The organism is Stutzerimonas sp. 21-1 (genome assembly GCF_056336065.1).
The window spans coordinates 38787-65037 of sequence record NZ_CM150500.1; the positions used below are offsets into that span (position 1 = coordinate 38787).

The following is a 26251-nucleotide window of genomic DNA, read 5'->3' on the forward strand; positions in this document are numbered from 1 at the left end:
GCCGATCGCCTCCCCTCTGCGAGAACCACCGTGCCGCTCAAGCCATTCCTTCGCCTGACCCGGGGCCTGCTCGTGCTGCTGGCGCTGGGCAGCGCCGCCGTTGCGGCACAGACCAGCTGCCCGGACGGCGAGCAGCCGCTCTGCCTGGGCGGCAACTGTTTCTGCGTGCCCGGCGCGGCCACCGACGCCCAGGTGGTGCTCGAGCGCGTGCAGCAGATGAGCGCGCTGGCGCTGCAGAGTTGGATCCAGCAGTCGCGCGAGCAGCTGATCGCCGCCGGTGCCGAGCCCATTCCGCTGCACCTGCGCCTGCAACTGGAGCCTTACTTCGACCTGGCGGTGCTGGAGACGGCGCGCTTTCGCGTTGGCGACCAGGTTGCGCTGGATGCCGGCAACGCGCTGCTGCGCAACCCGGACGTCAACGCCGTTACCCTGATCGACGTCATCGTGTTCCGCCGGCCGGCGGACGCGCAGGACAACCTCGCGCTGTGGGCGCATGAGCTCAAGCACGTCGAACAGTATCTGGATTGGGGCGTGGCCGAATTCGCGCGGCGCTACACGCTGGATCACCGCGCCGTGGAAAGCCCCGCTTACGCGCTGGAGCGCGAGGTCGAGCAGGCGTTGCGTCAGGCCGAGGCGCAACCCTGAGCTGCGGACATGAAAAACCCCGCCGCGGCGGGGTTTTCGGTCACAGCGCTAGCGTTCAGTACACCGGCACCACCGCACCGGCGTACTTCTCGGCCATGAATTGCAGGACGTCTTGGCTATGCAGCACCTCGACCAGCTTCTGCATGGCGGCGCTGTCCTTGTTGTCCGGCCGGGCGACCAGGATGTTCACGTACGGCGAGTCGCTGCCTTCGATCACCAGGGCGTCCTCGATCGGGTTCAGCTTGGCTTCCAGCGCGTAGTTGGTGTTGATCAGCGCCAGGTCGACCTGGGTCAGCACGCGCGGCAGGGTCGCCGCTTCCAGCTCACGCACCTTGATGTGCTTGGGGTTGTCGGCGATGTCCTTCGGCGTGGCGGTGATGCCGGCGCCTTCCTTCAGCATGATCACCCCGGCCTTGGCCAGCAGCAGCAGCGCGCGGCCGCCGTTGGTGGCGTCGTTGGGAATCACCACGTTGGCGCCGTCAGGCAGCTCGTCCAGCGACTTGTACTTGCTGGAGTAGGCGCCGAACGGCTCGATGTGCACGCCGGTGACGCTGACCAGATCGGTGCCCTTGCCCTTGTTGAACTCGTCCAGGTACGGCTGGTGCTGGAAGAAGTTGGCGTCCAGGCGCTTCTCGGCGACCTGGATGTTCGGCTGCACGTAGTCAGTGAAGATCTTGATCTCCAGCTCCACGCCCTGCTCGGCCAGCTTGGGTTTGACGAACTCGAGGATCTCGGCGTGCGGCACCGCGGTGGCGGCGACTTTCAGTTCTTCGGCCGCCTGAGCGGAGAAGGCGGCAACGGTAGCCAGGGCGGCAATCAGTTTCTTCATCGTTCGGTTCCTTCAGGAGTTGAGCGGGGTGCGATGGTTCGCTCGCCCTGGTTGCGGTTATTTGCGCGAAAAATGCGTGACCAGCCGGTCGCCGACGCTTTGCAGCACCTGCACCAGCACCAGCAGCAGGACCACGGTGACCACCATCACGTCGGTCTGGAAGCGCTGGTAGCCGAAGCGGATCGCCAGGTCGCCGAGACCGCCGGCGCCCACCACACCGGCCATCGCGGTGTAGGACACCAGGGTGATGGCGGTGACGGTAATCGCCGCGATGATGCCCGGCCGCGCCTCCGGCAGCAATGCGCTGAAGATGATCTGCCGGGTGGTGGCGCCCATCGCCTGGGTTGCCTCGATGATGCCGCGGTCCACCTCGCGCAGCGCGGTTTCCACCAGCCGCGCGAAGAACGGCGCAGCGCCCACTACCAGCGGCGGAATCGCCCCGGCCACACCCAGCGAAGTGCTGGTGAGCAGCACGGTGAAGGGGATCATCACGATCAGCAGGATGATGAACGGCAGCGAGCGCAGCACGTTGACCACGAACGACAGCGCGGCGTACAGCGGGCCGTTCTCGAACAGCTGGCGCGGGCCGCTGAGGAACAGCAGCACGCCCAGCGGCAGGCCGAGCAGGATGGTGAACAGCAGCGAGCCACCGAGCATCAGCAGGGTGTCCAGCGTGGCCAGCCAGATTTCGTACCAATCTACGTTGGTGAACAGGGCATCCATCAGCGCAATACCTCCACATGCACGTCGGCGGCCTGCAGGCGGGTCATCGCCGCGTTCATGTCTCCGCCGATCAGCGACAGCGTGAGCTGGCCGTAGGGGGTGTCCTTGATGCGGTCGATGCGCCCGGAAAGGATGCTGTAGTCGACCCCGGTTTCACGGGCGACCGTGCCGAGCAGCGGCTTGTAGGTCGAATCGCCCTGGAAGGTCAGGCGCAGGATGCGCCCCGGCACATGGGCGAAGTCGTCGTGCTGCTCGCCTTCGTCCATCGCCTCGTCTTCCAGCACGAAGCGTTGGGTGGTCGGGTGTTTGGGATGCAGGAACACCTCGGTGACCGGACCCTGCTCGACGATCGCGCCGCCGTCCATCACCGCCACGCGGTCGCAGACGCGGCGGATCACGTCCATCTCGTGGGTGATCAGCACGATGGTCAGCTTCAGCTCGCGGTTGATCTCGGCCAGCAGCTGCAATACCTGCGCGGTGGTCTGCGGATCGAGCGCGCTGGTGGCCTCGTCGCAGAGCAGGATGCTCGGCTCGGTAGCCAGCGCGCGGGCGATGCCGACGCGCTGCTTCTGGCCACCGGAGAGCTGCGCCGGATATTTGCGTGCGTGGTCCTTGAGGCCGACGCGCTCGAGCAGCGCGGCGACGCGGGCGTCGATCTCGCTGCGCGAGCGAATGCCGGCCAGGCGCAGCGGCATGGCGACGTTGTCCGCCACGGTCTTGGACATCAGCAGGTTGAAGTGCTGGAAGATCATGCCGACGCGCTGGCGGAAACGCCGCAGGCCGTCGGCGTCCAGCGCGGTGACATCTTCACCGTTGACCAGAATGCGCCCGCCGGAAGGCTCTTCCAGGCGATTGATCAGGCGCAGCAGCGTGCTCTTGCCGGCGCCGGAATGGCCGATCAGGCCGAATACCTCGCCGGATTCGATCAGCAGATCGATCGGCCGCAGCGCGACGACATCGCGGCTGGCGCTTCGGCGGCCGGTGCTCCGGTAGGTTTTGTGGACTTGCTGGAATTCGATCACGGGCGAACCTTGTGGGTGCGGTCGTTCGGGGCCGGGATTTGCGGCGAAAGGCGGGCATTCTACCCGTTCGGCGCCGACGTCGCTCGCCTGTGCCGAGTGCGCCCGGATGCGGCGGCGCGTCGGCAGGTCGTCGCCGCGTGGCAACCTTGCGGCGGTTGGTGCGGTCACTAACCGGTACGCCGTGAATCGATCACCCGGACGGCCCGCGGTTGTGGTCCGATCGTTCGCGGTTCAGCTCATCGCTAACCGAGGCCCATCATGACCGACAAGACCCCCCAACAGAGCGAGCTGGCCGGCACCGACACCGTCGACCGCGCCAATCACAACGCCAAGCTCGACCAGCTGGAAGCGTTCCGCAGCGACGCCACCGGCGAGGCGCTGCGCACCAATCAGGGCGTGAAGATCGCCGACAATCAGAACACCCTCAAGGCCGGCGGCCGTGGGCCCTCGCTGCTCGAAGACTTCATCATGCGCGAGAAGCTCACCCACTTCGACCACGAGCGCATTCCCGAGCGCATCGTCCACGCGCGCGGCTCGGCAGCTCATGGCGTGTTCAAAAGTTACGCTGACCACAGCTGGCTGACCAAGGCCTCGTTCCTCGCCGGCGAAGGCAAGGAAACCCCGGTGTTCGTACGCTTCTCTACCGTGCAGGGCTCGCGCGGCTCGGCCGATACCGTGCGCGATGCGCGCGGCTTCGCCACCAAGTTCTACACCGACGAGGGCAACTTCGACCTGGTCGGCAACAACATGCCGGTGTTCTTCATTCAGGACGCGATCAAGTTTCCGGACTTCGTGCATGCGGTGAAACCCGAGCCGCACAATGAGATCCCGCAGGCGCAGTCGGCGCACGACAGTTTCTGGGACTTCGTCTCGCTGACCCCGGAATCGGCGCACATGGTGCTCTGGACCATGTCCGACCGCGGTATTCCGCGCAGCTTCCGGGCGATGGAGGGTTTCGGCGTGCACACCTTCCGCCTGATCAATGCCGAGGGCGTCAGCCGCTTCGTCAAGTTCCACTGGAAGCCGGTCGCCGGCGCGTTCTCGATGGTCTGGGACGAGACGCTGAAGATCGCCGGCAAGGACCCGGACTACAACCGCCGCGACATGTGGGAGTCCATCGAGATGGGCGACTACTTCGAGTGGGAGCTGGGCGTGCAGGTGGTCGAGGAAGCCGACGAGCACAAGTTCGACTTCGACCTGCTCGACCCGACCAAGATCATCCCCGAGGAGCTGGTGCCGGTGCAGAAGCTCGGCAAGATGACCCTCAACCGCAACCCGGACAATTTCTTCGCCGAGACCGAGCAGGCTGCCTTCCACATCGGCCACATCGTGCCGGGCATCGACTTCACCAACGACCCACTGCTGCAGGGCCGGCTGTTTTCCTACACCGACACCCAGCTGCTGCGTCTTGGTGGGCCGAACTTCCACGAGATCCCGATCAACCGGCCGGTGTGCCCGTTCCACAACAACCAGCGCGACGCCTTCCATCGGCAGACCATTCACAAGGGCCGCGCCAACTACGAGCCCAACTCGATCGACAGGGGCTGGCCCAAGGAAACCCCGCCGGCGGCCCAGGGTGGCGGCTTCGAGAGCTATCCAGAGCGCGTCGAGGGGCACAAGATCCGCAACCGCAGCGAATCCTTCGGCGACCACTTCTCCCAGGCCACGCTGTTCTGGAACAGCATGAGCGCGCCGGAGAAGGAGCACATCATCGGTGCCTATACCTTCGAGCTGGGCAAGGTCGAGCGGGTGTTCATCCGCGAACGGCAGGTCAACGAGATTCTTGCCAATATCGACCTGGAGTTGGCCCGTCGCGTGGCCGAGAACCTCGGCCTGCCGGCACCGAGCGCGCCGACCGTAGCGCCGAAGACGCCGACGCCACAGAGTTCGCCGGCACTGAGCCTGATGAACCATGTGCCGGGCAATATCAAGTCGCGCAAGGTGGCCATTCTGGTGGCCAACGGCGTCGATGGCGCGGCGATCGATGCGTTCAAGGCCAAGCTGGCCGAGCAGGGCGCGCTGGCCAAGATCATCGGCCCGTCGCCGGCTCCGGTGAAGACCGCCGATGGCCAGATGCTGGTGGTCGACGCGGCTATGGACGGCATGCCCTCGGTGATGTTCGACGCCGTGTTTGTCCCCGGGGGTGCCGATGCGGCCGCGGCCATGGCCAAGTCCGGCGAGGCCAAGCACTACGTGCTGGAGGCTTACAAGCACCTGAAACCCATCGTGGTGCTCGGTGCGGCACGGCCGCTGCTGGCAGCGCTGAACCTCACTCCGGATGCCGGGTTGCTGGAGGGCGATGCCGTCGATGCGGTATTCGGCAACTTCGCCCAGGCGCTCGGCCAGCACCGGGTGTGGGCGCGCGAGGCTGCGGCGGCGGCGATCCCGGCCTAACGGCTGGGCGTAGGGTGGATGGCCGTAGCCATCCACGCGGTACGGCGGCTGGTCCGGCACGATGCGAAACCAGGCACTGACGCGTGGAAAATCGCTTCGCGAGTTTTCCACCCTACGCAAGCTCTGGCGCGAACAGGACTGTAGGGTGGATGGCCGAAGCCATCCACGCGGGGCGCCTCGTCAGCTGCCCGGCAGCTCACGCCAGTGCAGGAACAGCCGCAGGTCGAATTCGATCTGCCCATAGCCCGGCAGCATGTGTTCGCACAGCTTGTAGAAGGCACGGTTGTGCTCGCTCTCGCGCAGATGGGCAAGCTCGTGCACCACGATCATCTTTAAAAACTCCGGCGCCGCCTCGCGGAACAGCGCGGCGACGCGGATTTCCTTCTTCGCCTTGAGCTTGCCGCCCTGCACCCGCGAAACCGCGGTATGCAGGCCCAGCGCGCGGTGGGTCAGGTCCAGTCGATTGTCGTAGAGCACCTTGTCGATCGGCGGTGCGCTTTTCAGATGGTCCTGCTTGAGCTGCTGCACGTAGCCGTACAGCGCTTTGTCGCTCTGCACCTGATGGCGGTCGGGGTAGCGCCGCGCAAGGTAGTCGCCCAGGCGCTGCTCGGCGATCAGTTGGCGCACCTGCGCCAGCAGCGGCTCGGGGTAGCCGCGCAGGTACTTCAGATCGCTCATCAGGCGCGCTTCGGCCAGGCGAAGCTGAGCAGGAACAGCGCGGCGGCGCTGACCACGATGGACGGCCCGGCCGGGGTGTCCTCGTACCAGGACAGCGTCAGGCCCAGGCATACCGCTACGATACCCAGCAGACTTGCGCCCAGCGCCATCTGCTCCGGGGTGCGCGCATGGCGCTGCGCGGCGGCGGCGGGAATGATCAGCAGTGAGGTGATCAGCAGTACGCCGACGATCTTCATCGCCACGGCGATCACCACCGCGATCAGCAGCATCAGCGCCAGGCGGATCGCCGCCACCGGCAGGCCTTCGACGCGGGCCAGTTCCTCGTGCACGGTGATCGCCAGCAGCGGCCGCCACAGCGGAATCAGGATCAGCAGCACCAACGCGCTGCCGCCGATGATCCAGGCCAGATCGCTCGGCCCCACGGCGAGCAGGTCGCCGAACAGGTAACCCATCAGGTCGATGCGCACGTCATCCATGAAGCTCAGCGACACCAGCCCCAGCGACAGCGTGCTGTGCGCGAGGATGCCGAGCAGCGTGTCCGAGGCCAGTGGCTGGCGCTGCTGCAGGGTCACCAGCAGCAGGGCGAGCAGCACGCAGCCGACGGTCACCGCCAGGGTCAGGTTGACGTCGAGCATCAGCCCGAGGGCGACGCCGAACAGCGCGGCGTGGGACAGGGTGTCGCCGAAATAGGCCATGCGCCGCCAGACGACGAAGGAGCCGAGCGGGCCGGCGACCAGCGCCAGGGCGAGGCCGGCGAGCAGGGCGTTGAGCAGGAAATCGGGCATCTGGGGCTCTGTCTAGTGCTTGCAGTTCGGGCCGTGGACGTGGGGTTTGCCGATCACCACACTGCCGTGCAGGTCGTGGCGGTGATCGTGCTGGTGGTGATAGACCGCCAGGCTGCGGGCGTCCTGGCCGAACAGCTCGACGAACGCCGGGTCGGTGCTGACCTGCTCCGGATGGCCGGAACAGCAGACATGGCGATTCAGGCAGACCACCTGATCGGTCGCGCTCATCACCAGATGCAGATCGTGCGAGACCATCAGCACGCCACAGCCGTAGCGCTCGCGCAGACGACCGATCAGCCGGTACAGCTCGGCCTGGCCGGCGACGTCGACGCCTTGCACCGGCTCGTCGAGAACCAGCAGCTCCGGTTCGCGCAGCAGGGCGCGGGCCAGCAGCACGCGCTGCAGCTCGCCGCCGGAAATCTTTTGCAGCGGGCTGTCGATTACCTGTTCGGCGCCCACCTCGCTCAGCGCCGTCAGCGCGCGGGCACGATCTACGCCCGGCACCAGACGCAGGAAGCGCAGCACCGACAGCGGCAGCGTGGCATCGACATGCAGCTTCTGCGGCATGTAGCCGACCCGCAGCTTCGGCTTGCGCCAGACCTCGCCGCGCTCGGGCTTGAGCAGGCCGAGCACCACGCGCACCAGGGTGGTCTTGCCGGCGCCGTTGGGGCCGATCAGCGTGACGATCTCGCCGCGGTGCACCTGCAGATGCGCGCCTTGCAGCACGTCCTGGCCGGCGAAGCGCACATGGATGTCGTCCAGCCGCAGCAGCGTATCGCTCATGCCGCACTCCGGCACGGCGTGCACAGCCCGACCACTTCGACGGTCTGGCCTTCAACGGCGAAACCGACGTTGCGCGCGGCGGCCTCGATGGCCTCGGCGATGGACGGTTGCTCCAGCTCGATGGCGGTGTGGCAGCTGCGGCAGATGAGGAACTGGCCCTGGTGCGGATGCTCCGGATGGATGCAGCCGATGAAGGCGTTGAGCGAGGCGATGCGGTGCACCAGGCCGTTCTCCAGGAGGAAATCCAGCGCGCGGTACACGGTCGGCGGGGCGGCGCGGCGGCCATCCTGCTCGCTCAACACGGCGAGAATGTCGTAGGCGCCGAGCGGCCGGTGGCTCTGCCAGACCAGCTCCAGCACGCGCCGGCGCAGGGCGGTCAGGCGCACGCCCAGGCGCGCGCAGAGCGCATCGGCTTCGGCCAGCGCATGGCTGACGCAGTGGTCGTGGTCGTGGGGCGTGCAGGCCAGCGGAGTCTTGGACATGGGCGGCGACGTTCTGATGGAGAGACGTTATTATGTACCATTTCCAGCCTCCTGAGTGATAACCCGTGAAGCGTCTTTTCTCTCTCCCGCTGCTTGCCGCGTTGCTTGCAGGCAGCGCCGGCGCCCAGGCCGACATTCGCGTGCTGACCAGCATCAAGCCGCTGCAGCTGATCGCGGCGGCGGTGCAGGACGGCGTCGGCACGCCCGACGTGCTGCTGCCAGCCAGCGCCTCGGCGCATCACTATGCGCTGCGTCCGTCCGACGTACGGCGCATCCGCGAGGCCGAGCTGTTCTATTGGATCGGCCCGGATCTGGAGACCTTCCTGCCGCCGGTGCTGAAAGGGCGCAGCGGCGCGACTCTGGCGATGCAGCAGCTGCCGGGGCTGACGCTGCGGCACTTCGGCGACGCGCCGTCCGGCGCAGAGGCCGGGGAGCATGACGAGCACGACGAACACGGGCACGACGCGCATGAGCATGAAGCCGCCGCGGCGCACGAAGAAGACGAGCACGACCACGATCACCGCCCCGGCAGCCTCGACGCTCACCTGTGGTTGCTGCCGGCCAATGCGCGGGTAATCGCCGAGCGCATGGCCAGCGATTTCGCCGCCGCCGACCCGGCCAACGCGGCGCGCTATCAGGCCAACCGCGCAGCCTTCGCTCAGCGCCTCGAGGCGCTCGACGGCCGCCTCGGCCAGCGATTCGCCAGCCTGCGGGACAAACCATTCTTCGTCTTCCACGAAGCCTACGACTACTTCGAAGCCGCCTACGGCCTGCGTCATGCCGGCGTCTTCAGCGCTGGCGGCGAGGCGCAGCCGGGTGCCCGCCATGTCGCGGCGATGCGCGAGCGCTTGCAGCAAGCCGGGCCGAGTTGCGTGTTCAGCGAGCCGCCGGCACGCCCGCGCCTGGCCGAAACGCTGACCCGCGGGCTGCCGGTGCGGATGGCCGAGCTGGATGTGCTCGGCGTCAATCTGACGGTCGGCGCACGCGGCTACGAACAGCTCGTCGAGGGCCTCGGCGATACCCTGGCCGACTGCCTGCAAGCGCTCTGAGTCGCGGCTTACAGGCGCAGCTTCCGACTGGCGGAAGCTGCGCCGCCGCTGATCGGAATCCGCCCGGTTGGCATCTACCGGCCGATGATGCTTGATGTCGATCAGGTGCGTTTGCGGCGTTCATGACATAAGCTTCGCGCTTCGATTTTTCCCCTACGACACGAGGACGTGCAGCGCATGGCGAAGACGGGTGGGCCGGTCGCGGCAGAGAGCAAAATCACCTCCAGCATCCCCCTGCAGGTGGCCTCCGAAGATATCTGGGCGCAGAAGTATCGCCTGACCAACAAGGACGGCACGCCGATCGACGACAGCGTCGACGCCACCTGGCAGCGCGTTGCGCGCGCCCTGGCCGACGTCGAGCCGGCCGAGCAGCGCGAGCACTGGCACGAGCGCTTCCTCTGGGCGCTGCGCAACGGCGCCATTCCGGCCGGGCGGATCATTTCCAACGCCGGCGCGCAGGACTACAAGCCGGCGACCTCGACCATCAACTGCACCGTCTCGGGCACTATCACCGACTCGATGGACGACATCCTCGGCAAGGTCCACGAGGCCGGGCTGACGCTCAAGGCCGGCTGCGGTATCGGCTACGAATTCAGCACGCTGCGCCCGCGCGGCTCGTTCGTCTCCGGCGCCGGCGCGCACACCAGCGGCCCGCTGTCGTTCATGGATATCTTCGACAAGATGTGCTTCACCGTCAGCTCCGCCGGCGGTCGCCGCGGCGCGCAGATGGGCACCTTCGAGGTCGGTCATCCGGACGTGCGCGAGTTCATCCGTGCCAAGCGCGAAGACGGCCGGCTGCGCCAGTTCAACCTCAGCCTGCTGATCACCGACGAATTCATGCAGGCGGTGGAAGCCGACGGCGAGTGGCCGCTGGTGTTCCCGGTGCACGCCAAGGAAGCCGCCGAGCTGGACCTGAGCGACGCCGAGCACGTGCTCTGGCGAGAATGGCCGGTGCACGACAATTACATTGTGCGCGACGACGGTCTGGTGGCCTGCAAGATCTACGGACGGGTCAAGGCGCGGCATCTGTGGGACATGATCATGGTCTCCACCTACGACTACGCCGAGCCGGGCTTCATCCTCATCGACCGCGTCAACCAGTTGAACAACAACTGGTGGTGCGAAGCGATCCGCGCCACCAACCCCTGTGGCGAGCAGCCGCTGCCGCCGTACGGCTCTTGCCTGCTCGGCTCGGTCAACCTGACCAGCTTCGTGGTCGACCCGTTCGGCGCCGAAGCACGCTTCGACTGGGACAAGTACCGCGAAGTGGTGCGCATCTTCACGCGCATGCTGGATAACGTCGTTGAAATCAACGGCCTGCCGCTGGAACAGCAGCGCTACGAGATCGAGACCAAGCGCCGCCACGGCATGGGCTTCCTCGGCCTCGGCTCGACACTGACGCTGCTCAAGCTGCGCTACGGCAGCCCGGAAGCCTGCGTGTTCACCGAAGAAGTCGCGCGCGAGATGGCGCTGGTCGGCTGGGAGCAGGCACTCGAACTGTCCCGCGAGAAAGGCCCGGCGCCGCTGCTCAGCGAAACCTTCACGGTCACCGCGGAAATGCTGCGCAAGCGCCCGGAAATGGTCCGAGACGGCTACAAGGTCGGCGATCAGGTTGCCGGCCGCGTGCTGCACGCCAAGTACTCGCGCTACATGCAGAAAATCGCCGAGTACGCCCCCGAGCTGATCGAGGCGCTGGCCACCGAAGGCGCGCGCTTCACCCACCACAGCTCCATCGCGCCGACCGGCACCATCAGCCTGAGCCTGGCCAACAACGCCTCCAACGGCATCGAGCCGAGCTTTGCGCACCACTACTCGCGCAACCTGATCCGCACCGGTCGCAAGGCCAAGGAAAAGATCGAGGTATACAGCTACGAGCTGCTGGCCTATCGCACGCTGATCAACGAGCGCGCCAAGCCAGGCTCCGACGAGCCGGGCGAGAAGCTGCCGGATTACTTCATCACGGCCGACGATGTCACCCCGACCCAGCACGTCGATATCCAGGCTGCGGCGCAGAAGTGGGTCGACTCGTCGATCTCCAAGACCGCCAACGTGCCGACCGACTACCCGTTCGAGTCGTTCAAGGACATCTACCGCTACGCCTGGCGTCAGGGCCTGAAGGGTTGCACCACCTTCCGCTTCAACCCGGCGGCGTTCCAGGGCGTGCTGGTCAAGGACGCCGATCTGGAGAAGACCCTGTATCGCTTCACCCTCGAGGACGGCAGCGTGGTCGAACTCAAAGGCAACCAGGAAGTGGAATACGACGGCGAGGTGAACACCGCCGCCAACCTGTTCGACGCCCTCAAGGAAGGCTATTACGGCAAGTACTGAGCCGGGCCGCCAACTGAATAGTCGCCGGGCCGCCAGCGCCGCCCGGCAGGAGAAACCGCACCAATGACCGTAAAGATCACCCAGCGCATCAAGGGCTTCAAGGTCGTCGACGAGACCCTCGAACGTCCCGCTACGCCCGCGCCTGCCACCGATAGCAAGGCGGCCAAGCCCGTCAAGGTAGTGGAGATGGACGAGAGCCTGCAGCGTCCGGAAACCCTGATCGGCATGACCTACAAGATCAAGTCGCCGCTGTTCGAGCACGCGCTGTACGTCACCGTGAACGACATCGTGCTCAACGCCGGTACGCCGCACGAGCAGCGCCGGCCGTTCGAGATCTTCATCAACTCGAAGAACATGGACCACTTCCAGTGGATCGTCGCGCTCACCCGGATCATGTCAGCGGTGTTCCGCAAGGGCGGCGACTGCACCTTCCTGGTCGAGGAGCTGAAAGCGGTGTTCGATCCGCGCGGCGGCTACCTGAAGAAGGGCGGCGTCTACATGCCGTCCATCGTCGCCGAGATCGGTGCGGTGCTGGAGCGTCATCTGATCGCCATCGGCATGCTCGAAGGCCATGCGCTGGACGAAACCCAGCTCAAGTACCTGGCCGAGAAGCGCGCCGCCTACGAAGCCAGCCAGGGCGCGGTGGCGGTCGAGCCGGGCGAGGGTTTCCCGGCGGGCGCGCAGCTGTGCAACAAGTGCAATACCCAGGCCGTGGTGCAGATGGACGGCTGCGCCACCTGCCTGAACTGCGGCAACTCCAAGTGCGGCTGAGCTCGCCGGCCGGACGCTGCGTCTGAAAAAAAAGCCCGGGGTCGATGCCCCGGGCTTTTTTGTTGGTGCGGTGCTCAGCTCACCACGTTGTAGCACGGCTCGTAGGCCGCGCTGCCCGGCAGCTTCATGCGGTGCTGCTCGACAAAGGCCTGCAGCAGCTCGTCCAGCGGCTGCATGATGCAGGCGTCGCCGTGAATCTGGTAACGGCCGTGCTGTTCGATGCGGCGAATACCCTTGTCCTTGACGTTGCCGGCGACGATGCCGGAGAACGCGCGGCGCAGGTTGGCGGCCAGCTCGTGGGGCGGCAGCGCGCGGCGCAGCTGCAGGCTGGCCATCGCTTCGTGGGTGGGGTCGAACGGGTGCTGGAAGCTCTCGTCGATCTTCAGCAGCCAGTTGAAATGGAAGGCATCGTTGCGCTCACGGCGGAAGCGGCGCACCTCATGCATGCCGGCGACCATCAACCGTGCCACTTCGCTCGGATCGTCGATGACCACCTGGTAACGGCGCTGCGCCTGCTCGCCGAGGGTGGCGCCGACAAATGCGTGCAGCTGCTGCAGGTACGGCGCCGCCTCGCGCGGGCCGGTGAGCACGACGGGGAAGGGCAGCTCGTGGTTGGCCGGATGCAGCAGGATGCCGAGCAGGTAGAGAAACTCCTCGGCGGTGCCGACGCCGCCGGGGAAGATGATGATGCCGTGGCCGACGCGCACGAAGGCTTCCAGGCGCTTCTCGATGTCCGGCAGGATCACCAGCTCGTTGACGATCGGGTTCGGCGCTTCGGCGGCGATGATGCCCGGTTCGGTGAGGCCGACGAAGCGGCTGCCGGTCAGGCGCTGCTTGGCATGGCCGATCGCCGCGCCCTTCATCGGGCCCTTCATCACCCCCGGCCCGCAACCGGTGCAGACGTGCAGGCTGCGCAGGCCCAGCTCGTGGCCGACGCGCTTGCTGTACTTGTATTCCTCCAGGCTGATCGAGTGGCCGCCCCAGCACACCACCATGTTCGGCTCGACGCCCGGGCGCAGCGTGCGGGCGTTGCGCAGCAGGTGGAACACGTAGTCGGTGATGCCTTGCGAGCTGCTCAGATCGATGCGGGTGCTGCCCAGCTCGCTTTCGGTGTAGACGATGTCGCGCAGCGCGCTGAACAGCATTTCACGGGTGCTGGCGATCATCTCGCCATCGACGAAGGCATCGGCCGGGGCGTTGAACAGCTCCAGACGCACGCCGCGATCCTGCTGGCGGATTTCCACCTCGAAGTCGGCGTAGGCCTCGAGGATGGTCTTGGCGTTGTCGATGCGCGCGCCGGTGTTGAGGATGGCCAGTGCGCACTGGCGAAACAGCTTGTGCGCACGCCCGGCGCCGACTTCGCTCAGGTGCTGGACTTCGCGCTGCGAGAGGGTTTCCAGGCTGCCCTTGGGGCTGACCGAGGCATTGATTACATGGCGTTGGGTCATTCGTCGTTCCCTGAAGGCGCTGCACCGGACGGCGAGGCTCGGCCGCAGCGCAAGAGTGGGGCGCCGCTAGGCGCAAAAGAGCGGGCGGCCGGTGACGCTCAGCGTCGGCCCGGACCGCAGGTATCAGCGTTGCCGCTGGAAAAAGTGCGCCATCTTACCCGGGCGTGGCCCGATACTCGACCGTGCGGTCGCGTCGTCAGAAGGCAAAAGGTAGGACACTCGCCGGCTGCTGGCGTGCGACCAGCAGGCGATGAAATTCGCCCGGGTCCTTCACCTGCACGTCGGGCGTGCCCTCGAAGTGTTGCGCGGCGATCAGGCGCGACAGCCAGAAGCGCACGCAGGCCACACGCAGCATCGGCTGCCACAGTTCGGCCTCGGCCGGGGTGAAGCGGCGCAGCGCGGAATAGGCGGCCAGCAGCGGCTCGCTGCGCTCGGGATCGATCTCGCCATTGGGGTGCGAACACCAGTCGTTCACGGCGATGGCGAGGTCGTAGAGCATCGGTCCGGAGCAGGCGTTGTAGAAGTCGATCACGCCGGTCAGGTGGGTGCCTTCGAACAGCACGTTGTCGCGGAACAGGTCGGCATGCAGGTTGGCGCGCGGCAGGGCGACGAGCTTCGGGCGCAGCTCGGCGATTTCCGCCAGGCCGTCGCGCAGCAGCGGCAGCTGGTCCTCTGGCAGGTTCAGCGCCAGGCTCGGGCCTTGCTCCTGCATCCAGTCCAGCCCGCGGTCGCTGGCGCGCTCGAGAATCTGCTCGCGGGTCGCCAGATGCAGGCGTGCCAGCAGGCGGCCGACCTCGGCGCAGTGATGCGGATTGGGCTCGATCACATGCCTGCCGGCCAGGCGCGGCTGCAGCAGCGCGGGCTTGCCGGCCAGTTCGCGCAGCGCTTTGCCGTCTTCGCTGTGCAGAGCGTAGGGCACCGGCAGGCCGGCGCGGTGCAGGCGCTCGAGCAGCTCGATGAAAAACGGCAGGTCCTGCGTCGGGCCGCGCTCGATCAGCGTCAGCACGTATTCGCCCTGCTCGAGGCTGACGAAGAAGTTGCTGTTCTCGCTGCCGGCGGTGATCCCCTGGAAGTCACGCAGCCGGCCGAGCCGGTACGGCGCCAGAAAGGCTTCCAGCTCGTCGCGCTGCAGGGGGGTGAATACCGACATGACAGGCCTCCCGACGGCTTACCAGCTGAAGATCTTCCAGGCGGGGATCAGCATGTCCGGCTGGTCGGCGCGCACGAAATTGCCGTCGTTGCCGTCGGCGCGCACCAGGAAGTACGCCTTGCCATGCTTGGGCGTCACCTTGACCGCATAGAGGAAGCCGTTGACGCGGTACTCCTCGACGGTGCGGTCACCTTCCTGGCGGATGGTCACGTCCGGCTCGCCGTCGACCGACTCCTGGGCAAAACCGGTCAGAGGCACGCACGCCAGCAGGGCGGCCAGCATCAGGGGTTTGAGAGCGCGCATGATAACCTTGTCCCTTTGTCGATAAGTGGTCCTGTGCATTCTAGCGCCGGGCCCGCCGAAAAGGTTATTCCGCTCATGAGCCAAGCGCCCCTCGTCCTGGTGGACGGTTCGTCCTACCTCTACCGCGCCTTCCATGCGCTGCCGCCGCTGACCACCTCCACCGGCAAGCCGACCGGTGCGGTGAAAGGTGTGCTGAACATGCTGCTGGCGCTGCGCAAGCAGTACCCGGACAGCCCGTTCGCCGTGGTCTTCGACGCCAAGGGGCCGACCTTCCGCGACGAACTGTTCGAGCACTACAAATCCCACCGTCCGCCGATGCCGGATGACTTGCGGGTGCAGATCGAACCGCTGCATGCGGCGGTGCGCGCCCTGGGTCTGCCGTTGCTGAACGTCGACGGCGTGGAAGCCGACGACGTGATCGGCACCCTGGCCCGGCAATGCGCGGCGCTGGGACGCGACGTGGTGATCTCCACCGGCGACAAGGACATGGCACAGCTGGTCTGCCCGCACGTCATCCTGGTCAACACCATGACCGGCAGCGTCTACGACATCGAGGGCGTGAAGACCAAGTTCGGCGTCGGCCCGGAGCTGATCATCGATTTCCTCGCGCTGATGGGCGACAAGGTTGACAACATCCCCGGCGTGCCGGGTGTGGGCGAGAAGACCGCCTGCGGACTGCTCAACGGTATCGAGGGCGGGTTGAAGGGCCTCTACGACAACCTCGATCAGGTCGCGGCGCTGCCGATCCGCGGTGCCAAGACGCTCGGCGCCAAGCTCGCCGAGCACCGTGATGCGGCGTTCATGTCCTACGAACTGGCGACGATCAAGCTCGACGTCGCGCTGGACGTCGAGGTCGGCGACCTGATGCCCGGCGAACCGCATCGCGAGGCGCTGATCGCGCTGTATCGCGAACTGGAGTTCAAGAACTGGCTCGACGACCTGCTGCGCGAGGCCAAGGCCGCGGGCGAGAACTGCGCGGTGGCGCCGGAGAACTGCTCGATCCAGGCTGAAGCCGAGTACGAGACGCTGCTCGAACAGGCCGACTTCAACCGCTGGCTGGCGCGCCTGCAAACGGCCAGCTGCTTCGCCTTCGATACCGAAACCACCAGCATCGACGCCCAGCGTGCCGAGCTGGTCGGGCTGTCGTTCGCCATCGAGGCCGGCAAGGCAGCCTACGTGCCGTTGTGCCACAGCTACATGGGCGTGCCGCAGCAGCTCGAGCGTGACACCGTGCTCGCTGCGCTCAAGCCGCTGCTGGAGGATCCGGCGAAGGGCAAAATCTGCCAGCACGGCAAGTACGACATGAACGTGCTGATGCACTACGGCATCGAGATGCGCGGCATGGCGTTCGACACCATGCTCGAATCCTACGTGCTGGATGCCACCGCCACCCGCCACGACATGGACAGTCTGGCGCTCAAGTACCTCGGCCGCGGCACCATCCGCTTCGAGGACATCGCCGGCAAGGGCGCCAAGCAGCTGACTTTCGACCAGATCGCCATCGAGCAGGCCGGGCCCTACGCCGCCGAGGATGCCGACGTCACCCTGCGCCTGCACCAGACCTTGCTTGGCAAGCTGGAGCAGACGCCGTCGCTGCTGAAGGTGCTCACCGAGATCGAGATGCCGCTGGTGCCGGTGCTGGCGCGCATCGAGCGCAATGGCGCGCTGGTCGATGCACAGCTGCTTGGCCAGCAGAGCGTTGAGCTGGGCGACAAGCTGGTGCAGCTGGAACGCGAGGCCTTCGCCATCGCCGGCGAGGAGTTCAACCTCGGCTCGCCCAAGCAGCTCGGCGTGATTCTCTATGACAAGCTCGGCTGCCCGGTGCTCTCCAAGACCGCCGGTGGCCAGCCGTCTACCGCCGAAAGCGTGCTGGCCGAGCTGGCCGAGCAGGACTACCCGCTGCCCAAGGTGATCATGCAGCACCGCAGCTTGAGCAAGCTCAAGGGCACCTACACCGACAAGCTGCCGCAGCAGATCAACCCGCGCACCGGGCGCATCCATACCAGCTACCACCAGGCCGTCACCGCGACCGGCCGGCTGTCCTCGTCCGACCCGAACCTGCAGAACATCCCGATCCGCACCGCCGAGGGCCGGCGCATCCGTCAGGCCTTCATCGCGGCGCCCGGTTACCAGCTGCTGGCGGCGGACTACTCGCAGATCGAACTGCGCATCATGGCGCACCTGGCGCAGGACGCCGGCCTGCTGGAGGCTTTCCGCAACGGCCTCGACGTGCACCGTGCCACCGCCGCCGAGGTCTTCGGCGTGCCGCTGGAGCAGGTCAGCAGCGACCAGCGGCGCAGCGCCAAGGCGATCAACTTCGGCCTGATCTACGGCATGAGCGCCTTCGGCCTGGCCAAGCAGATCGGCGTCGGCCGCAAGGAAGCGCAGGAGTACATCGACCGCTACTTCGCGCGCTACCCGGGCGTGCTCGCCTACATGGAACGCACCCGCACCCAGGCTGCTGAGCAGGGCTTCGTCGAGACGCTGTTCGGCCGGCGCCTGTACCTGCCGGAGATCCACTCCAAGAACGGCGCCATGCGCAAGGCGGCCGAGCGCACCGCGATCAACGCACCGATGCAGGGCACCGCGGCGGACATCATCAAGCGCGCGATGGTCGCCGTCGACGTCTGGCTGCAGGAGTCGGGGCTGGACGCGCGCATCATCCTGCAGGTTCACGACGAACTGGTGCTGGAGGTGCGCGAGGATCAGGTCGAGATGCTGCGCGAGCGCATCGGCCCGCTGATGAGCGCGGCGGCCGATCTGGATGTACCGCTGCTGGTCGAGGCGGGCGTCGGTGCCAATTGGGACGAGGCGCACTGAGTTTTTTTTCGCGACCGGCGGAACTAATCGCGGAACCCGCTGGTCAATGCATGCGAAGGGTGTAAAAGCCCTTCGATGCTCCTTGTTGTGTTAAGTGTTGGCAGATCTCTGGACCCCGCCCTAGCGGTCCGGATTTGGACCTCGAACTTCCCCCTCCCCCAATGAAGTTCGAGGTTTTTTTTGTCTTGAGAAAACCTTCGCGTCGTCACTCATCTGCGCAAGAAGTGGCGCAATTGCCTGTGGATAACTCTGTGGAAAGGTCTGTGTAGCGCTTGCGGTATGCAGCGCGCGCGCCGTTGCGCAAGCTTTTCTTCCGGCTGTGCCAGATCTTGCGCAGCTTTCTGTGATGCGCTTCCACCGAGGCGTGCGGTTTTCCACTGGATTACCTGTAACTATTTGAATTTAAACAAATTTATAGTTTTGGCATGGCGCTTGTAACAAGTGGGACTGCCAACTACGGCATTTCATTCAGCAAGGAGAGCACCCATGCCAACACCCGCGTACCTGTCCCTGGAAGGCACCAAGCAAGGCCTGATCACTGCCGGCACCTTCACCGAGGACTCGGTGGGTAACATTTTCCAGGAAGGCCATGAAGACCAGATCCTGGTCCAGGCTTTCCAGCATCAGGTCATCATCCCGCGCGACCCGCAGTCCGGCCAGCCGACCGGCCAGCGCGTGCATAAGCCGCTGATGATCACCAAGGTGTTCGACAAGTCGTCGCCGCTGATCTTCAACGCCCTGACGTCCGGCGAGCGCCTGAACAAGTGCCGTCTGGAGTGGTACCGCACCTCGTCGACCGGCACCCAGGAACACTACTTCACCATCGAACTGGAAGACGCGGTGATCGTCGACGTGCAGTCGCGCATGCCCAACTGCCAGGACCCGAACATGTCGCACTTCACCCATTTGGAAGACGTGTACTTCACCTACCGCAAGATCGTCTGGACCCACGAAGTCTCCGGCACCTCCGGCTCCGACGACTGGCGCACCCCTATCGCCGGCTGATTTGCTGCGGACCCGCTTCGGCCAGGCTTGCCTGGCCGAACGTCTTTTTGCGAAGCACCGAACAGAATCCGAGGTTGCCGTTCCAGAATGCGTACAGCGCGTGTTGCAGAGCGGCCGGTCTGTGCTACATCGACGCTCCGCAGCGCCCCTGCGCCGATACATGGACTGAACAGGAGGAACATGGATGTTCGCCCCAGCCAACCAGGCCCATTTCAGCCTCACTTTTGACGGCTTCGAGCACGACTTCAAGGTGCTCGAATTCAAAGGCCGCGAGGCCATCAGCCAGCCCTATCGCTTCGACCTGGAACTGGTCAGCGAGCGACCCGATCTGGAGCTGGAAAGCCTGCTGCACCGTCCGGCCTTCCTCACCTTCGCCCCGGACGGTAGCAGCATCCACGGGCTGGTGCATCAGGCTGGTCAGGGTGAATCGGGCAAACGCCTGACCCGTTATCGGCTCACGCTCGTGCCGCAGCTGGCCTACCTCGCCCATCGCAGCAACCAGCGCATCTTTCAGCACCTGAGCGTGCCGCAGATCGTCGCCCAGGTGCTCGAGGAGCATGGTATCCAGGCCGACGCCTACCGCTTCCAGCTCGGCCCGGTGATCTACCCGCCGCGCGAGTACTGCGTGCAGTATGACGAATCCGACCTGCACTTCCTCCAGCGCCTGTGCGAGGAAGAGGGCATCCACTATCACTTCCAGCACAGCACGAACGGCCATGTGCTGGTCTTCGGCGACGACCAGACGGTCTTTCCCAAGCTCGCCGCGACTGCCTATCAGCAGGACGGCGGTCTGGTCGCCGACCAGCCGGTGATCAAGCGCTTCGGCCTGCGCCTGGAAACCCGCACCAGTCGCGTCACGCGCCGCGACTACGACTTCGAAAAGCCGCGCCTGACCATGGAGGCCGCGTTCCACAGCGACTTCCAGCCGGATCTCGAGGACTACGACTACCCCGGCCGTTTCACCGAGCGTGCCCGCGGCAAGCACCAGTCGCAGCGTGCGCTGGAGCGCCATCGCCACGACTATCAGCTGGCCGAAGGCGCCAGCGACCAGCCGCGACTGGCGAGCGGGCATTTCCTTGATCTGGGCAAGCACCCCCGCGCCGACTGGAACCAACTCTGGCTGCTCACCGAAGTGCTGCATGAGGGCAAACAGCCGCAGGTGCTGGAAGAGTCGATCACCAGTCATGTCGATAGCCATGACGGCTTCGTCCAGGGCTACCGCAACCAGTTCGCCGCCACACCCTGGGACATGCCCTTCCGCCCGCCGCTGAGCCATCCGAAACCCAAGATCCTCGGCAGCCAGACCGCCATGGTCACCGGCCCCGTCGGCGAGGAAATCCACTGCGACGAATACGGACGGGTGCGCGTTCAGTTCCACTGGGACCGTGAAGGCCAGGCCGACGACAAGACCAGCTGCTGGCTGCGTGTCAGCTCCAGCTGGGCCGGCGACCGCTACGGCGGTATCGCCATTCCGCGGGTCGGCATGGAAGTGTTGGTCACCTTCCTCGAAGGCGATCCCGACCAACCGCTGGTCACCGGCTGCCTGTACCACAAGGAGCATCAGGTCCCCTACGACCTGCCGGCGAACAAGACCCGTACGGTGTTCAAGACCCTCAGTTCCCCCGGCGGTGGCGGTTACAACGAACTGCGTATCGAAGACCGCCAAGGTGCCGAGCAGATCTACCTCCACGCCCAGCGCGACTGGGACGAGAACATCGAGCACGACCAGAAGATCCGCGTCGGTCACGAACGTCACGACACGGTGGAAGCCAACAGCTACAGCGAATTCCGCGCCGAAGAACACCGCACGACTCACGCTGACCGCAAGAGCGAGGTCCGCGCCAGCGATCACCTGACTGTCGGCAACAGTCAGCACCTGAAGATCGGCAGCGGGCAGTTCGTCGAAGCGGCCCAGGAAATCCACCTCTCTAGCGGCCTGAAAGTCGTGCTGGAGGCTGGCAGCGAACTGACCTTCAAGGCAGGCGGCAGCTTCGTAAAGCTCGACGCAGGCGGCGTGACGTTGTTGGGGCCGGTGGTCAGGGTGAATTCGGGCGGTACGCCGGGGAGCAGGGTGGGCGCGGCGCCGATACCACCTGACTTGCCCAAACCAGCGGATACCGCACCGGTGGGCGAGAAAACCGGCACTGCCACCATCAACCTACCGTCTCTACTTTCAGAAAAGGGGGGCAAGGGGTCGCAGCAACTGATCGTGGACGTATGGGGTGACCCGGAGCAAGGCGGGCAAGTCAAGTTGCTCGACCCAGAGGACTGCGCATGAGCGAGTTGACGGATCACCCCATTGATCAGGGCGTTCGCAAACGAACCCAGTATGACGACTCGCAACGCAAGAGACTCGCACTGAGCATCGAGCGGGAGGACGGTGGTGAACTTTCTTTGCCCATTGCCGTGGACATGCGCAGCCATGATGAAGAAGAGAACATCCAGCAGAACACGCTTCTGGCGGTAATGCCGCTGGCCAGACTTCCGGGTCACAACGCCTATAACGAAACCCCCAAGGGCGCGTTGCCGCGCCCTGGTCGTATCTACGTATTTCAGAGTGGAAAGCTCTGGCGCGAGGTGCTATGCGACGGCCAGGGCAACATGAAGGATGTCGACCTTGCCCATTGGCGCAAGCAGGCCGAGAACAAGGCTCCTGCCGATGATCGTCGATCCGTTGGCAAGCAACAGCAGATTCTGTTGATCCCGACACTGGTCCAGGGCCAGTCCGTCGCCAATAACTACCTGATGGCCTACAGCGAAAAGCCTTGGACGTGGGAATACATCCAATGGCTGGAGGCTGACCAGAATAGAGTCAAGAGCCGCGCGCAGAATGTGGGCTTCGCCTGGTCAGCGGCTATCGTCGGCCAAGGACAATGGCGCCCGACGCAAGCGATGCCGGCAGTCGTGATCAGTGCCCAGACAGAGGGCTACAGGCCACGGGATTTCAGTATCGAAAGCTTGCTGGGTGACCCCTCCCTTTTCACTCCCAGCCTTGGCAGGCTCCCATCGAACGAAATGAGCAGCCGCATGCAGATGCGCCTGGAGGAGCTTGCTGCCGCGACACAGAGCCCACCCCCGCAGCCGCTGCCAACGTTGGAAGCCGGCAAGGATGTGCTTGTAGACCGCAATATGCGTTCTTATCCCAGGCTGGTCGGGCTCATGCTCGATGACCCTCTGTTCGCGCTCAGACACGCGTGTGCACAAGCACGCCTGGCGGAATCCTACCTGCTTACCCTCAATGCATTGGTGCCGCATCGTCCGAATGGCCAATACGCCCATGCGCTATACAGTTCGGTCATGCAGAGCCCGAACAGCCCGCTGGGTAAGCTCAAGACACACCTTCATCTTGAACAGCTTCAGGACACCGTGTTCGAGGGGGAGCGCAAGGACGCCCGAAACCATCTTGCCTCGCAACTTCAACGCCTCACCGATCTGTTATCGGATGTGCCGCTGGCAGCAAGTCTGTGGGATTGGCAATACACGCACGATGAGCGCCTGCTGGAACCCTATCTACTGTTCAGCGACATATTCACCACGCTGGGGAAACTGCCGGAACACATAGATGCCTTAGCCCAAGCGGGCAGCAGCAACGCCTTGCAAGGCCGCATCGCTCAACTGAGTGATCGACTCCTGAGCGGACGTCACCCCATTACCCAGCCATTTTTGGCAAAAGCCGATGGCGCGCTACCTGAGCCCGTGAACCGGCTTGTCGCCCTGGCTGCGAAGAAGCGTGAACCCGACCCGCAACGCCTGGGCATGAGCAGCCTTCTGCATATTGCCAACATCGATCCGCAGGATGCGGACAAGGGATTGATCTACAAGAATCTGCACTCGCTGATCGACGATTTCACGACCACCTTCTCCATGGCCGTGCTGACCCAGATTCAGCGTCTGAATGCGGCCGATGTAACGGTAGCGATTCGGTTCAACCGCCTATTCGGGCCGACGCTCGGGGTGCTCGATAAGCTCTCCCCTAGCTGGCACGGTATACAGCTGGTCACCGAGTCACAGGCTCAGGCAGCGAATCTGAGAATCATCGGCGTCGAGGGCGAGGGGCTGAGAAATGGTCTTACCGCCACGGAGCGTGCGGCCCTCACACGCAAGAATTACTTGTATATGAACGTCACCAGCCCTGAAGGGCGGGTCGTCGGCTCCACCAGTCCACGCCAGGTGGGGCAGGGACTGCCGAATCATGGCCATGGCGTTATCTTGGCCGCACCTGCCGACCATCCCGAGGTGGTCAAGTACAGCGCTTGGAGGCATGCAGTCGCCAGCAAGTTGGATACTGCCGCTCAGTCGCCCTCTCTGCCATTGGTTGCAGTGGCCTGTGCCATGTACAACTTGAGTGCACAGGTTGAGGGGATGAAGAGTTTGCAAAGGGAGGCGGGGGATGGCCAGCGCCGCTATATGGCAGGTTATGTATCTGCTCTGTTTGATCTTGGTGTGGCGTCAGGCAACCTGTCCAAATTCATTCTTGGTGGTGAAAACCAGCTCGTAACGGCTCTGAATAAACCTCGCTTCGATGTCTCCAGAATCTCCACCCGATGGGCTATGAATCTCGCCGAGCAGACGGGTAGTTCTCGCCTGCCAATACTGCGTGCTTTCTCAGGGTGGGCCATGTTTGTGACGACTGTTGTTACCGCCTGGGATGCCAAACGCGCCTGGCACCAAGGCGACCACGATGCCGCCCTGGTTTATGGGGTAGCGGCAGCGGGTGGGGCGGCCTGGACGGCCTATGCCTTGGGCATGTGCATCAACCCGGTGGTGCTGGTGGCGGGGGCGGTGCTGTTTATCGGCGGCAACATCCTGGCCGGCTGGCTGGTCGACAGCGATATCGAGGCCCTGATAAAGAATGGGCCTTTTGGCAAGGATCATGGCCAGACCAGCATGATCGACAAGGTATTGGGTGACGATCAACGCTTTGCCCATCTCGGCGATCCGCTGGTTGCCTACCAGCAACTGATCGGCATCCTCGGCAGGCCCATGATCCAGGTCAGCCGCCTGGGCGACTGGCTGGATCAGGTGCCATCGGGTGTACGCGCAGGTATCGGCAGCATCAACCAGCAGCGCCGCCCAATGAACTCCAGCCCGGAGTGCCGCCGCGCCGCGGCCCAACCCTTCGAGCGCAACGACTGGGCGGTACGCATCCATTCGCCGCTGCTGGGCATGTTCGATGCCCAGCATTTTCAGTTCTACGCCAGGGAAGAAGTGGCAATCCTCCCATTCACGGGTGCCTTCAATGTGGAACGCTCCGAGCGCCGTACGATCGGCGAAGCCAAGCTGGCTGCACACCCGCTGGAGGACGGAGCGATCCTCTATATCCTGCCGAAGCAGTTCCCCGTAATGGAGCTGACCCCGCTGCAACGCCAGGCTCAACGGGTCACTCAACGCCTCAAGGTCTTCGGCCAGTTCCGCCTCGCCAAGGAGGCCGACCGCTCCGACGAACTGGTGCTGCCACAGCCCAGTCCGAAAACCTGGCAACCTTATCAACCGCTCTTTGCCCAACCGCCAGCACCGGACACCCAAACTGGCGGGGCTCCGTACTGGCAGATCGAGACTCTGGAATTCAAGGTATGACGACTGAAACCTACGGCCCTGCCGCCTATCGTGGCAGTGCCCTGCCCACGCTACCGCCGCCGATTCACGACAAGCAGGGTCTGTTCGACACCGCCTTGAAATGGGGGTATTACGCCAATCTGGACTCGGTGTCGGAAGTCGAAGGTCAGCTTATGGGCGAGGCCCATCTGGCCTATGAGAGGCAAACCAGGGAGAAGCGCAAACAGCAGATTTATTGTGATGCTGAGCACTGGAACTTTGAAAATAGCGGCAAGTTATTGCATTTTCTATTTATATTGCATCTTGGTTGTGTGACGTTATTTTCCATGCCTTGGATCGTTGAGTTGGCTGTTATTTATGATTCCATGACCATTCCAATAGTGGGGGTTATAGCGATGTTCACCAGCCTATCGCTCTATGGCACATCAAGACCTTGGCTGGCTTATGTATTGGGCGGAGTGCTTGGCATAATCACTGCCGGAGCCATTGCCTGGGATCAAGGCGCACTCTGGGGCTATTGGAGCGAACAAACCGCTTTCTGGTTTGGCGCAGTCGTACTCTTTATGGCAGTCATCGGCGTCGATCTGCTGATCGGCCTGTACTCCCTGATCTACACCCACGACGGCAGCGGCTTCAACCGGCGTGACGGCATGCTGCGCATCGGCAGGCGCTTCCGCTCTCCCTTCGTTGCGCCCTTCTACGAGTTCGATCCGGTCATGCAACTGCAGGTCACGCCCCATGGTGGGCATGACTACGTGCTCTGGCTGCATCACCGCTACACCGACACCAAGGTCTGCCTGGGCATGAAGATGCACAGCTTGGGTCTCGATAAAGCCAACCTCTACGCCTTCTGGGATACCCTGCAGCGCTATATGGACGTCGAGCAGCCGCTGCCCGACCTGCCCGTGCTGGAACAGAGCCGCCACCTCGACCCGGTTACTGCTGCCCATGATGCCGCCATCGGCCGCCCCGAGCGCTACTGGCGCGACCGTACACTCGAAGGCTGGAAGCGCAACTCCGCTTCCAAGACGTTGCGGGAGAAGCTGGCCAGCCATCCCTGGCAGCAGCAACCATGCACCCTGCGTGCCAGGATCGACCCGGCCCTGAGCATCGACACCTACTACCGCAACCAGGAGGCCGGGGGCATCCAGGCCATCCCCAGGAGCGCTGACTTCGATAATGCCCATCGGCGTGAAATAGGAGCTGAACGCCAAGGCTGACACCGCCCCTTACCGGCCTCTGGAATTCAAAGTATGACCGCAGAATCCTATGGCCCCGCGGCCTATCGCGGCAGTGCACTGCCTGCTCTCCCACCCCCGGTTTGTGACAGACACGGCCTATTCGACACCGCCATGAAATGGGGGCATTACGCCAATCTGGATTCGGCCTCTGAAGTCGAAGGCCAGCTTATAAGCGAAGACCATCTGACCTATGAGAGGCAGGCTAAGGAGAAACGCAAACAGCAGACTTATTGCGATGC

Annotated in this window: 20 protein-coding genes; 10 read left to right on the forward strand and 10 right to left on the reverse strand. The window is 64.6% G+C overall.

Annotation, left to right across the window (positions count from 1 at the left end):
• Positions 1 to 30 precede the first annotated feature (30 nt).
• Positions 31 to 645 (forward strand): eCIS core domain-containing protein, encoded by a 615-nt coding sequence (locus AC0ZJQ_RS00185; RefSeq protein ID WP_213662255.1) that lies wholly within the window; start codon positions 31 to 33, stop codon positions 643 to 645.
• A gap of 55 nt (positions 646 to 700) precedes the next feature.
• Here AC0ZJQ_RS00185 and AC0ZJQ_RS00190 read toward each other — a convergent pair whose 3' ends face one another.
• Genes AC0ZJQ_RS00190 through AC0ZJQ_RS00200 form a run of 3 tightly spaced genes read right to left on the reverse strand, consistent with a single transcriptional unit; the run spans position 701 to position 3219 of the window.
• Entirely contained in the window at positions 701 to 1474 is a 774-nt protein-coding gene (locus tag AC0ZJQ_RS00190) for a MetQ/NlpA family ABC transporter substrate-binding protein (RefSeq protein ID WP_476477147.1), read from the reverse strand.
• Between the two features lie 57 nt (positions 1475 to 1531).
• Positions 1532 to 2197, reverse strand: a complete 666-nt coding sequence (locus AC0ZJQ_RS00195) for a methionine ABC transporter permease (protein ID WP_476477148.1) — start codon at positions 2195 to 2197, stop codon at positions 1532 to 1534.
• Positions 2197 to 3219, reverse strand: a complete 1023-nt coding sequence (locus AC0ZJQ_RS00200) for a methionine ABC transporter ATP-binding protein (RefSeq protein WP_102828190.1) — start codon at positions 3217 to 3219, stop codon at positions 2197 to 2199. The genes AC0ZJQ_RS00195 and AC0ZJQ_RS00200 overlap by 1 nt, the downstream gene beginning before the upstream one ends.
• Positions 3220 to 3477: 258 nt before the next feature.
• Between AC0ZJQ_RS00200 and katE the strand changes: the two genes are divergently transcribed.
• On the forward strand, positions 3478 to 5613 hold the full coding sequence (gene katE, locus AC0ZJQ_RS00205) for a catalase HPII (RefSeq protein ID WP_476477149.1): 2136 nt from the start codon (positions 3478 to 3480) through the stop codon (positions 5611 to 5613).
• Positions 5614 to 5793: 180 nt separating this feature from the next.
• Here katE and AC0ZJQ_RS00210 read toward each other — a convergent pair whose 3' ends face one another.
• The 4 genes from AC0ZJQ_RS00210 to zur are packed head-to-tail and all read right to left on the reverse strand — an operon-like array spanning position 5794 to position 8341.
• Positions 5794 to 6291: a YgjP-like metallopeptidase domain-containing protein gene (locus tag AC0ZJQ_RS00210; RefSeq protein ID WP_237265146.1), complete on the reverse strand. Its 498-nt coding sequence runs from the start codon at positions 6289 to 6291 to the stop codon at positions 5794 to 5796.
• Positions 6291 to 7076: a zinc ABC transporter permease subunit ZnuB gene (znuB, locus tag AC0ZJQ_RS00215; protein ID WP_102828193.1), complete on the reverse strand. Its 786-nt coding sequence runs from the start codon at positions 7074 to 7076 to the stop codon at positions 6291 to 6293. The genes AC0ZJQ_RS00210 and znuB overlap by 1 nt, the downstream gene beginning before the upstream one ends.
• Before the next feature lie 12 nt (positions 7077 to 7088).
• Positions 7089 to 7859, reverse strand: coding sequence for a zinc ABC transporter ATP-binding protein ZnuC (znuC, locus tag AC0ZJQ_RS00220; protein ID WP_008569049.1), 771 nt, complete (start codon positions 7857 to 7859; stop codon positions 7089 to 7091).
• On the reverse strand, positions 7856 to 8341 hold the full coding sequence (gene zur, locus AC0ZJQ_RS00225) for a zinc uptake transcriptional repressor Zur (protein ID WP_008569048.1): 486 nt from the start codon (positions 8339 to 8341) through the stop codon (positions 7856 to 7858). The genes znuC and zur overlap by 4 nt, the downstream gene beginning before the upstream one ends.
• A 65-nt stretch (positions 8342 to 8406) precedes the next feature.
• On the opposite strand from zur, the gene AC0ZJQ_RS00230 reads away from it, so the two are divergent.
• From AC0ZJQ_RS00230 to AC0ZJQ_RS00240, 3 genes are all read left to right on the forward strand, one after another.
• The gene (locus AC0ZJQ_RS00230) at positions 8407 to 9390 is read left to right on the forward strand and encodes a zinc ABC transporter substrate-binding protein (RefSeq protein ID WP_008569047.1); all 984 of its coding nucleotides are present in this window, start codon (positions 8407 to 8409) and stop codon (positions 9388 to 9390) included.
• A 177-nt stretch (positions 9391 to 9567) separates the two neighbouring features.
• Positions 9568 to 11718 carry an adenosylcobalamin-dependent ribonucleoside-diphosphate reductase gene (locus tag AC0ZJQ_RS00235; protein ID WP_476477150.1) on the forward strand — a complete coding sequence of 717 codons (2151 nt, stop codon included), beginning with the start codon at positions 9568 to 9570 and terminating at the stop codon, positions 11716 to 11718.
• A gap of 63 nt (positions 11719 to 11781) precedes the next feature.
• Positions 11782 to 12489, forward strand: coding sequence for a TSCPD domain-containing protein (locus AC0ZJQ_RS00240; RefSeq protein ID WP_008567976.1), 708 nt, complete (start codon positions 11782 to 11784; stop codon positions 12487 to 12489).
• Positions 12490 to 12563: 74 nt separating this feature from the next.
• Here AC0ZJQ_RS00240 and ppnN read toward each other — a convergent pair whose 3' ends face one another.
• The 3 genes from ppnN to AC0ZJQ_RS00255 all read right to left on the reverse strand — a co-directional run bounded on the left by ppnN (position 12564) and on the right by AC0ZJQ_RS00255 (position 15390).
• On the reverse strand, positions 12564 to 13937 hold the full coding sequence (gene ppnN / locus AC0ZJQ_RS00245; RefSeq protein WP_008567975.1) for a nucleotide 5'-monophosphate nucleosidase PpnN: 1374 nt from the start codon (positions 13935 to 13937) through the stop codon (positions 12564 to 12566).
• Between the two features lie 196 nt (positions 13938 to 14133).
• Positions 14134 to 15087, reverse strand: a complete 954-nt coding sequence (locus AC0ZJQ_RS00250) for a homoserine kinase (RefSeq protein ID WP_008567974.1) — start codon at positions 15085 to 15087, stop codon at positions 14134 to 14136.
• Between the two features lie 18 nt (positions 15088 to 15105).
• Positions 15106 to 15390: a DUF2782 domain-containing protein gene (locus tag AC0ZJQ_RS00255; protein ID WP_476477151.1), complete on the reverse strand. Its 285-nt coding sequence runs from the start codon at positions 15388 to 15390 to the stop codon at positions 15106 to 15108.
• A gap of 75 nt (positions 15391 to 15465) precedes the next feature.
• Between AC0ZJQ_RS00255 and polA the strand changes: the two genes are divergently transcribed.
• From polA to AC0ZJQ_RS00280, 5 genes are all read left to right on the forward strand, one after another.
• The gene (gene polA, locus AC0ZJQ_RS00260; RefSeq protein ID WP_476477152.1) at positions 15466 to 18210 is read left to right on the forward strand and encodes a DNA polymerase I; all 2745 of its coding nucleotides are present in this window, start codon (positions 15466 to 15468) and stop codon (positions 18208 to 18210) included.
• A 486-nt stretch (positions 18211 to 18696) separates the two neighbouring features.
• Positions 18697 to 19215, forward strand: coding sequence for an Hcp family type VI secretion system effector (locus AC0ZJQ_RS00265; protein ID WP_003286458.1), 519 nt, complete (start codon positions 18697 to 18699; stop codon positions 19213 to 19215).
• A 184-nt stretch (positions 19216 to 19399) separates the two neighbouring features.
• Positions 19400 to 21493, forward strand: a complete 2094-nt coding sequence (locus AC0ZJQ_RS00270; RefSeq protein ID WP_476477153.1) for a type VI secretion system Vgr family protein — start codon at positions 19400 to 19402, stop codon at positions 21491 to 21493.
• Positions 21490 to 24792, forward strand: a complete 3303-nt coding sequence (locus AC0ZJQ_RS00275; RefSeq protein ID WP_476477154.1) for a hypothetical protein — start codon at positions 21490 to 21492, stop codon at positions 24790 to 24792. The genes AC0ZJQ_RS00270 and AC0ZJQ_RS00275 overlap by 4 nt, the downstream gene beginning before the upstream one ends.
• Positions 24793 to 25334: 542 nt before the next feature.
• The gene (locus AC0ZJQ_RS00280) at positions 25335 to 25991 is read left to right on the forward strand and encodes a hypothetical protein (protein WP_314020094.1); all 657 of its coding nucleotides are present in this window, start codon (positions 25335 to 25337) and stop codon (positions 25989 to 25991) included.
• Positions 25992 to 26251 lie beyond the last annotated feature (260 nt).

What these genes read in the sequence shown, in the direction of transcription:
- AC0ZJQ_RS00190 (WP_476477147.1), bottom strand. Translation starts at nt 1,474, where the DNA reads ATGAAGAAACTGATTGCCGCCCTGGCTACCGTTGCCGCCTTCTCCGCT.
- AC0ZJQ_RS00195 (WP_476477148.1), bottom strand. Translation starts at nt 2,197, where the DNA reads ATGGATGCCCTGTTCACCAACGTAGATTGGTACGAAATCTGGCTGGCC.
- katE (WP_476477149.1), top strand. Translation starts at nt 3,478, where the DNA reads ATGACCGACAAGACCCCCCAACAGAGCGAGCTGGCCGGCACCGACACC.
- ppnN (WP_008567975.1), bottom strand. Translation starts at nt 13,937, where the DNA reads ATGACCCAACGCCATGTAATCAATGCCTCGGTCAGCCCCAAGGGCAGC.
- zur (WP_008569048.1), bottom strand. Translation starts at nt 8,341, where the DNA reads ATGTCCAAGACTCCGCTGGCCTGCACGCCCCACGACCACGACCACTGC.
- AC0ZJQ_RS00265 (WP_003286458.1), top strand. Translation starts at nt 18,697, where the DNA reads ATGCCAACACCCGCGTACCTGTCCCTGGAAGGCACCAAGCAAGGCCTG.
- AC0ZJQ_RS00240 (WP_008567976.1), top strand. Translation starts at nt 11,782, where the DNA reads ATGACCGTAAAGATCACCCAGCGCATCAAGGGCTTCAAGGTCGTCGAC.
- znuC (WP_008569049.1), bottom strand. Translation starts at nt 7,859, where the DNA reads ATGAGCGATACGCTGCTGCGGCTGGACGACATCCATGTGCGCTTCGCC.
- AC0ZJQ_RS00250 (WP_008567974.1), bottom strand. Translation starts at nt 15,087, where the DNA reads ATGTCGGTATTCACCCCCCTGCAGCGCGACGAGCTGGAAGCCTTTCTG.
- AC0ZJQ_RS00235 (WP_476477150.1), top strand. Translation starts at nt 9,568, where the DNA reads ATGGCGAAGACGGGTGGGCCGGTCGCGGCAGAGAGCAAAATCACCTCC.
- AC0ZJQ_RS00270 (WP_476477153.1), top strand. Translation starts at nt 19,400, where the DNA reads ATGTTCGCCCCAGCCAACCAGGCCCATTTCAGCCTCACTTTTGACGGC.
- znuB (WP_102828193.1), bottom strand. Translation starts at nt 7,076, where the DNA reads ATGCCCGATTTCCTGCTCAACGCCCTGCTCGCCGGCCTCGCCCTGGCG.
- AC0ZJQ_RS00210 (WP_237265146.1), bottom strand. Translation starts at nt 6,291, where the DNA reads ATGAGCGATCTGAAGTACCTGCGCGGCTACCCCGAGCCGCTGCTGGCG.
- AC0ZJQ_RS00255 (WP_476477151.1), bottom strand. Translation starts at nt 15,390, where the DNA reads ATGCGCGCTCTCAAACCCCTGATGCTGGCCGCCCTGCTGGCGTGCGTG.
- AC0ZJQ_RS00275 (WP_476477154.1), top strand. Translation starts at nt 21,490, where the DNA reads ATGAGCGAGTTGACGGATCACCCCATTGATCAGGGCGTTCGCAAACGA.
- polA (WP_476477152.1), top strand. Translation starts at nt 15,466, where the DNA reads ATGAGCCAAGCGCCCCTCGTCCTGGTGGACGGTTCGTCCTACCTCTAC.
- AC0ZJQ_RS00280 (WP_314020094.1), top strand. Translation starts at nt 25,335, where the DNA reads ATGGCAGTCATCGGCGTCGATCTGCTGATCGGCCTGTACTCCCTGATC.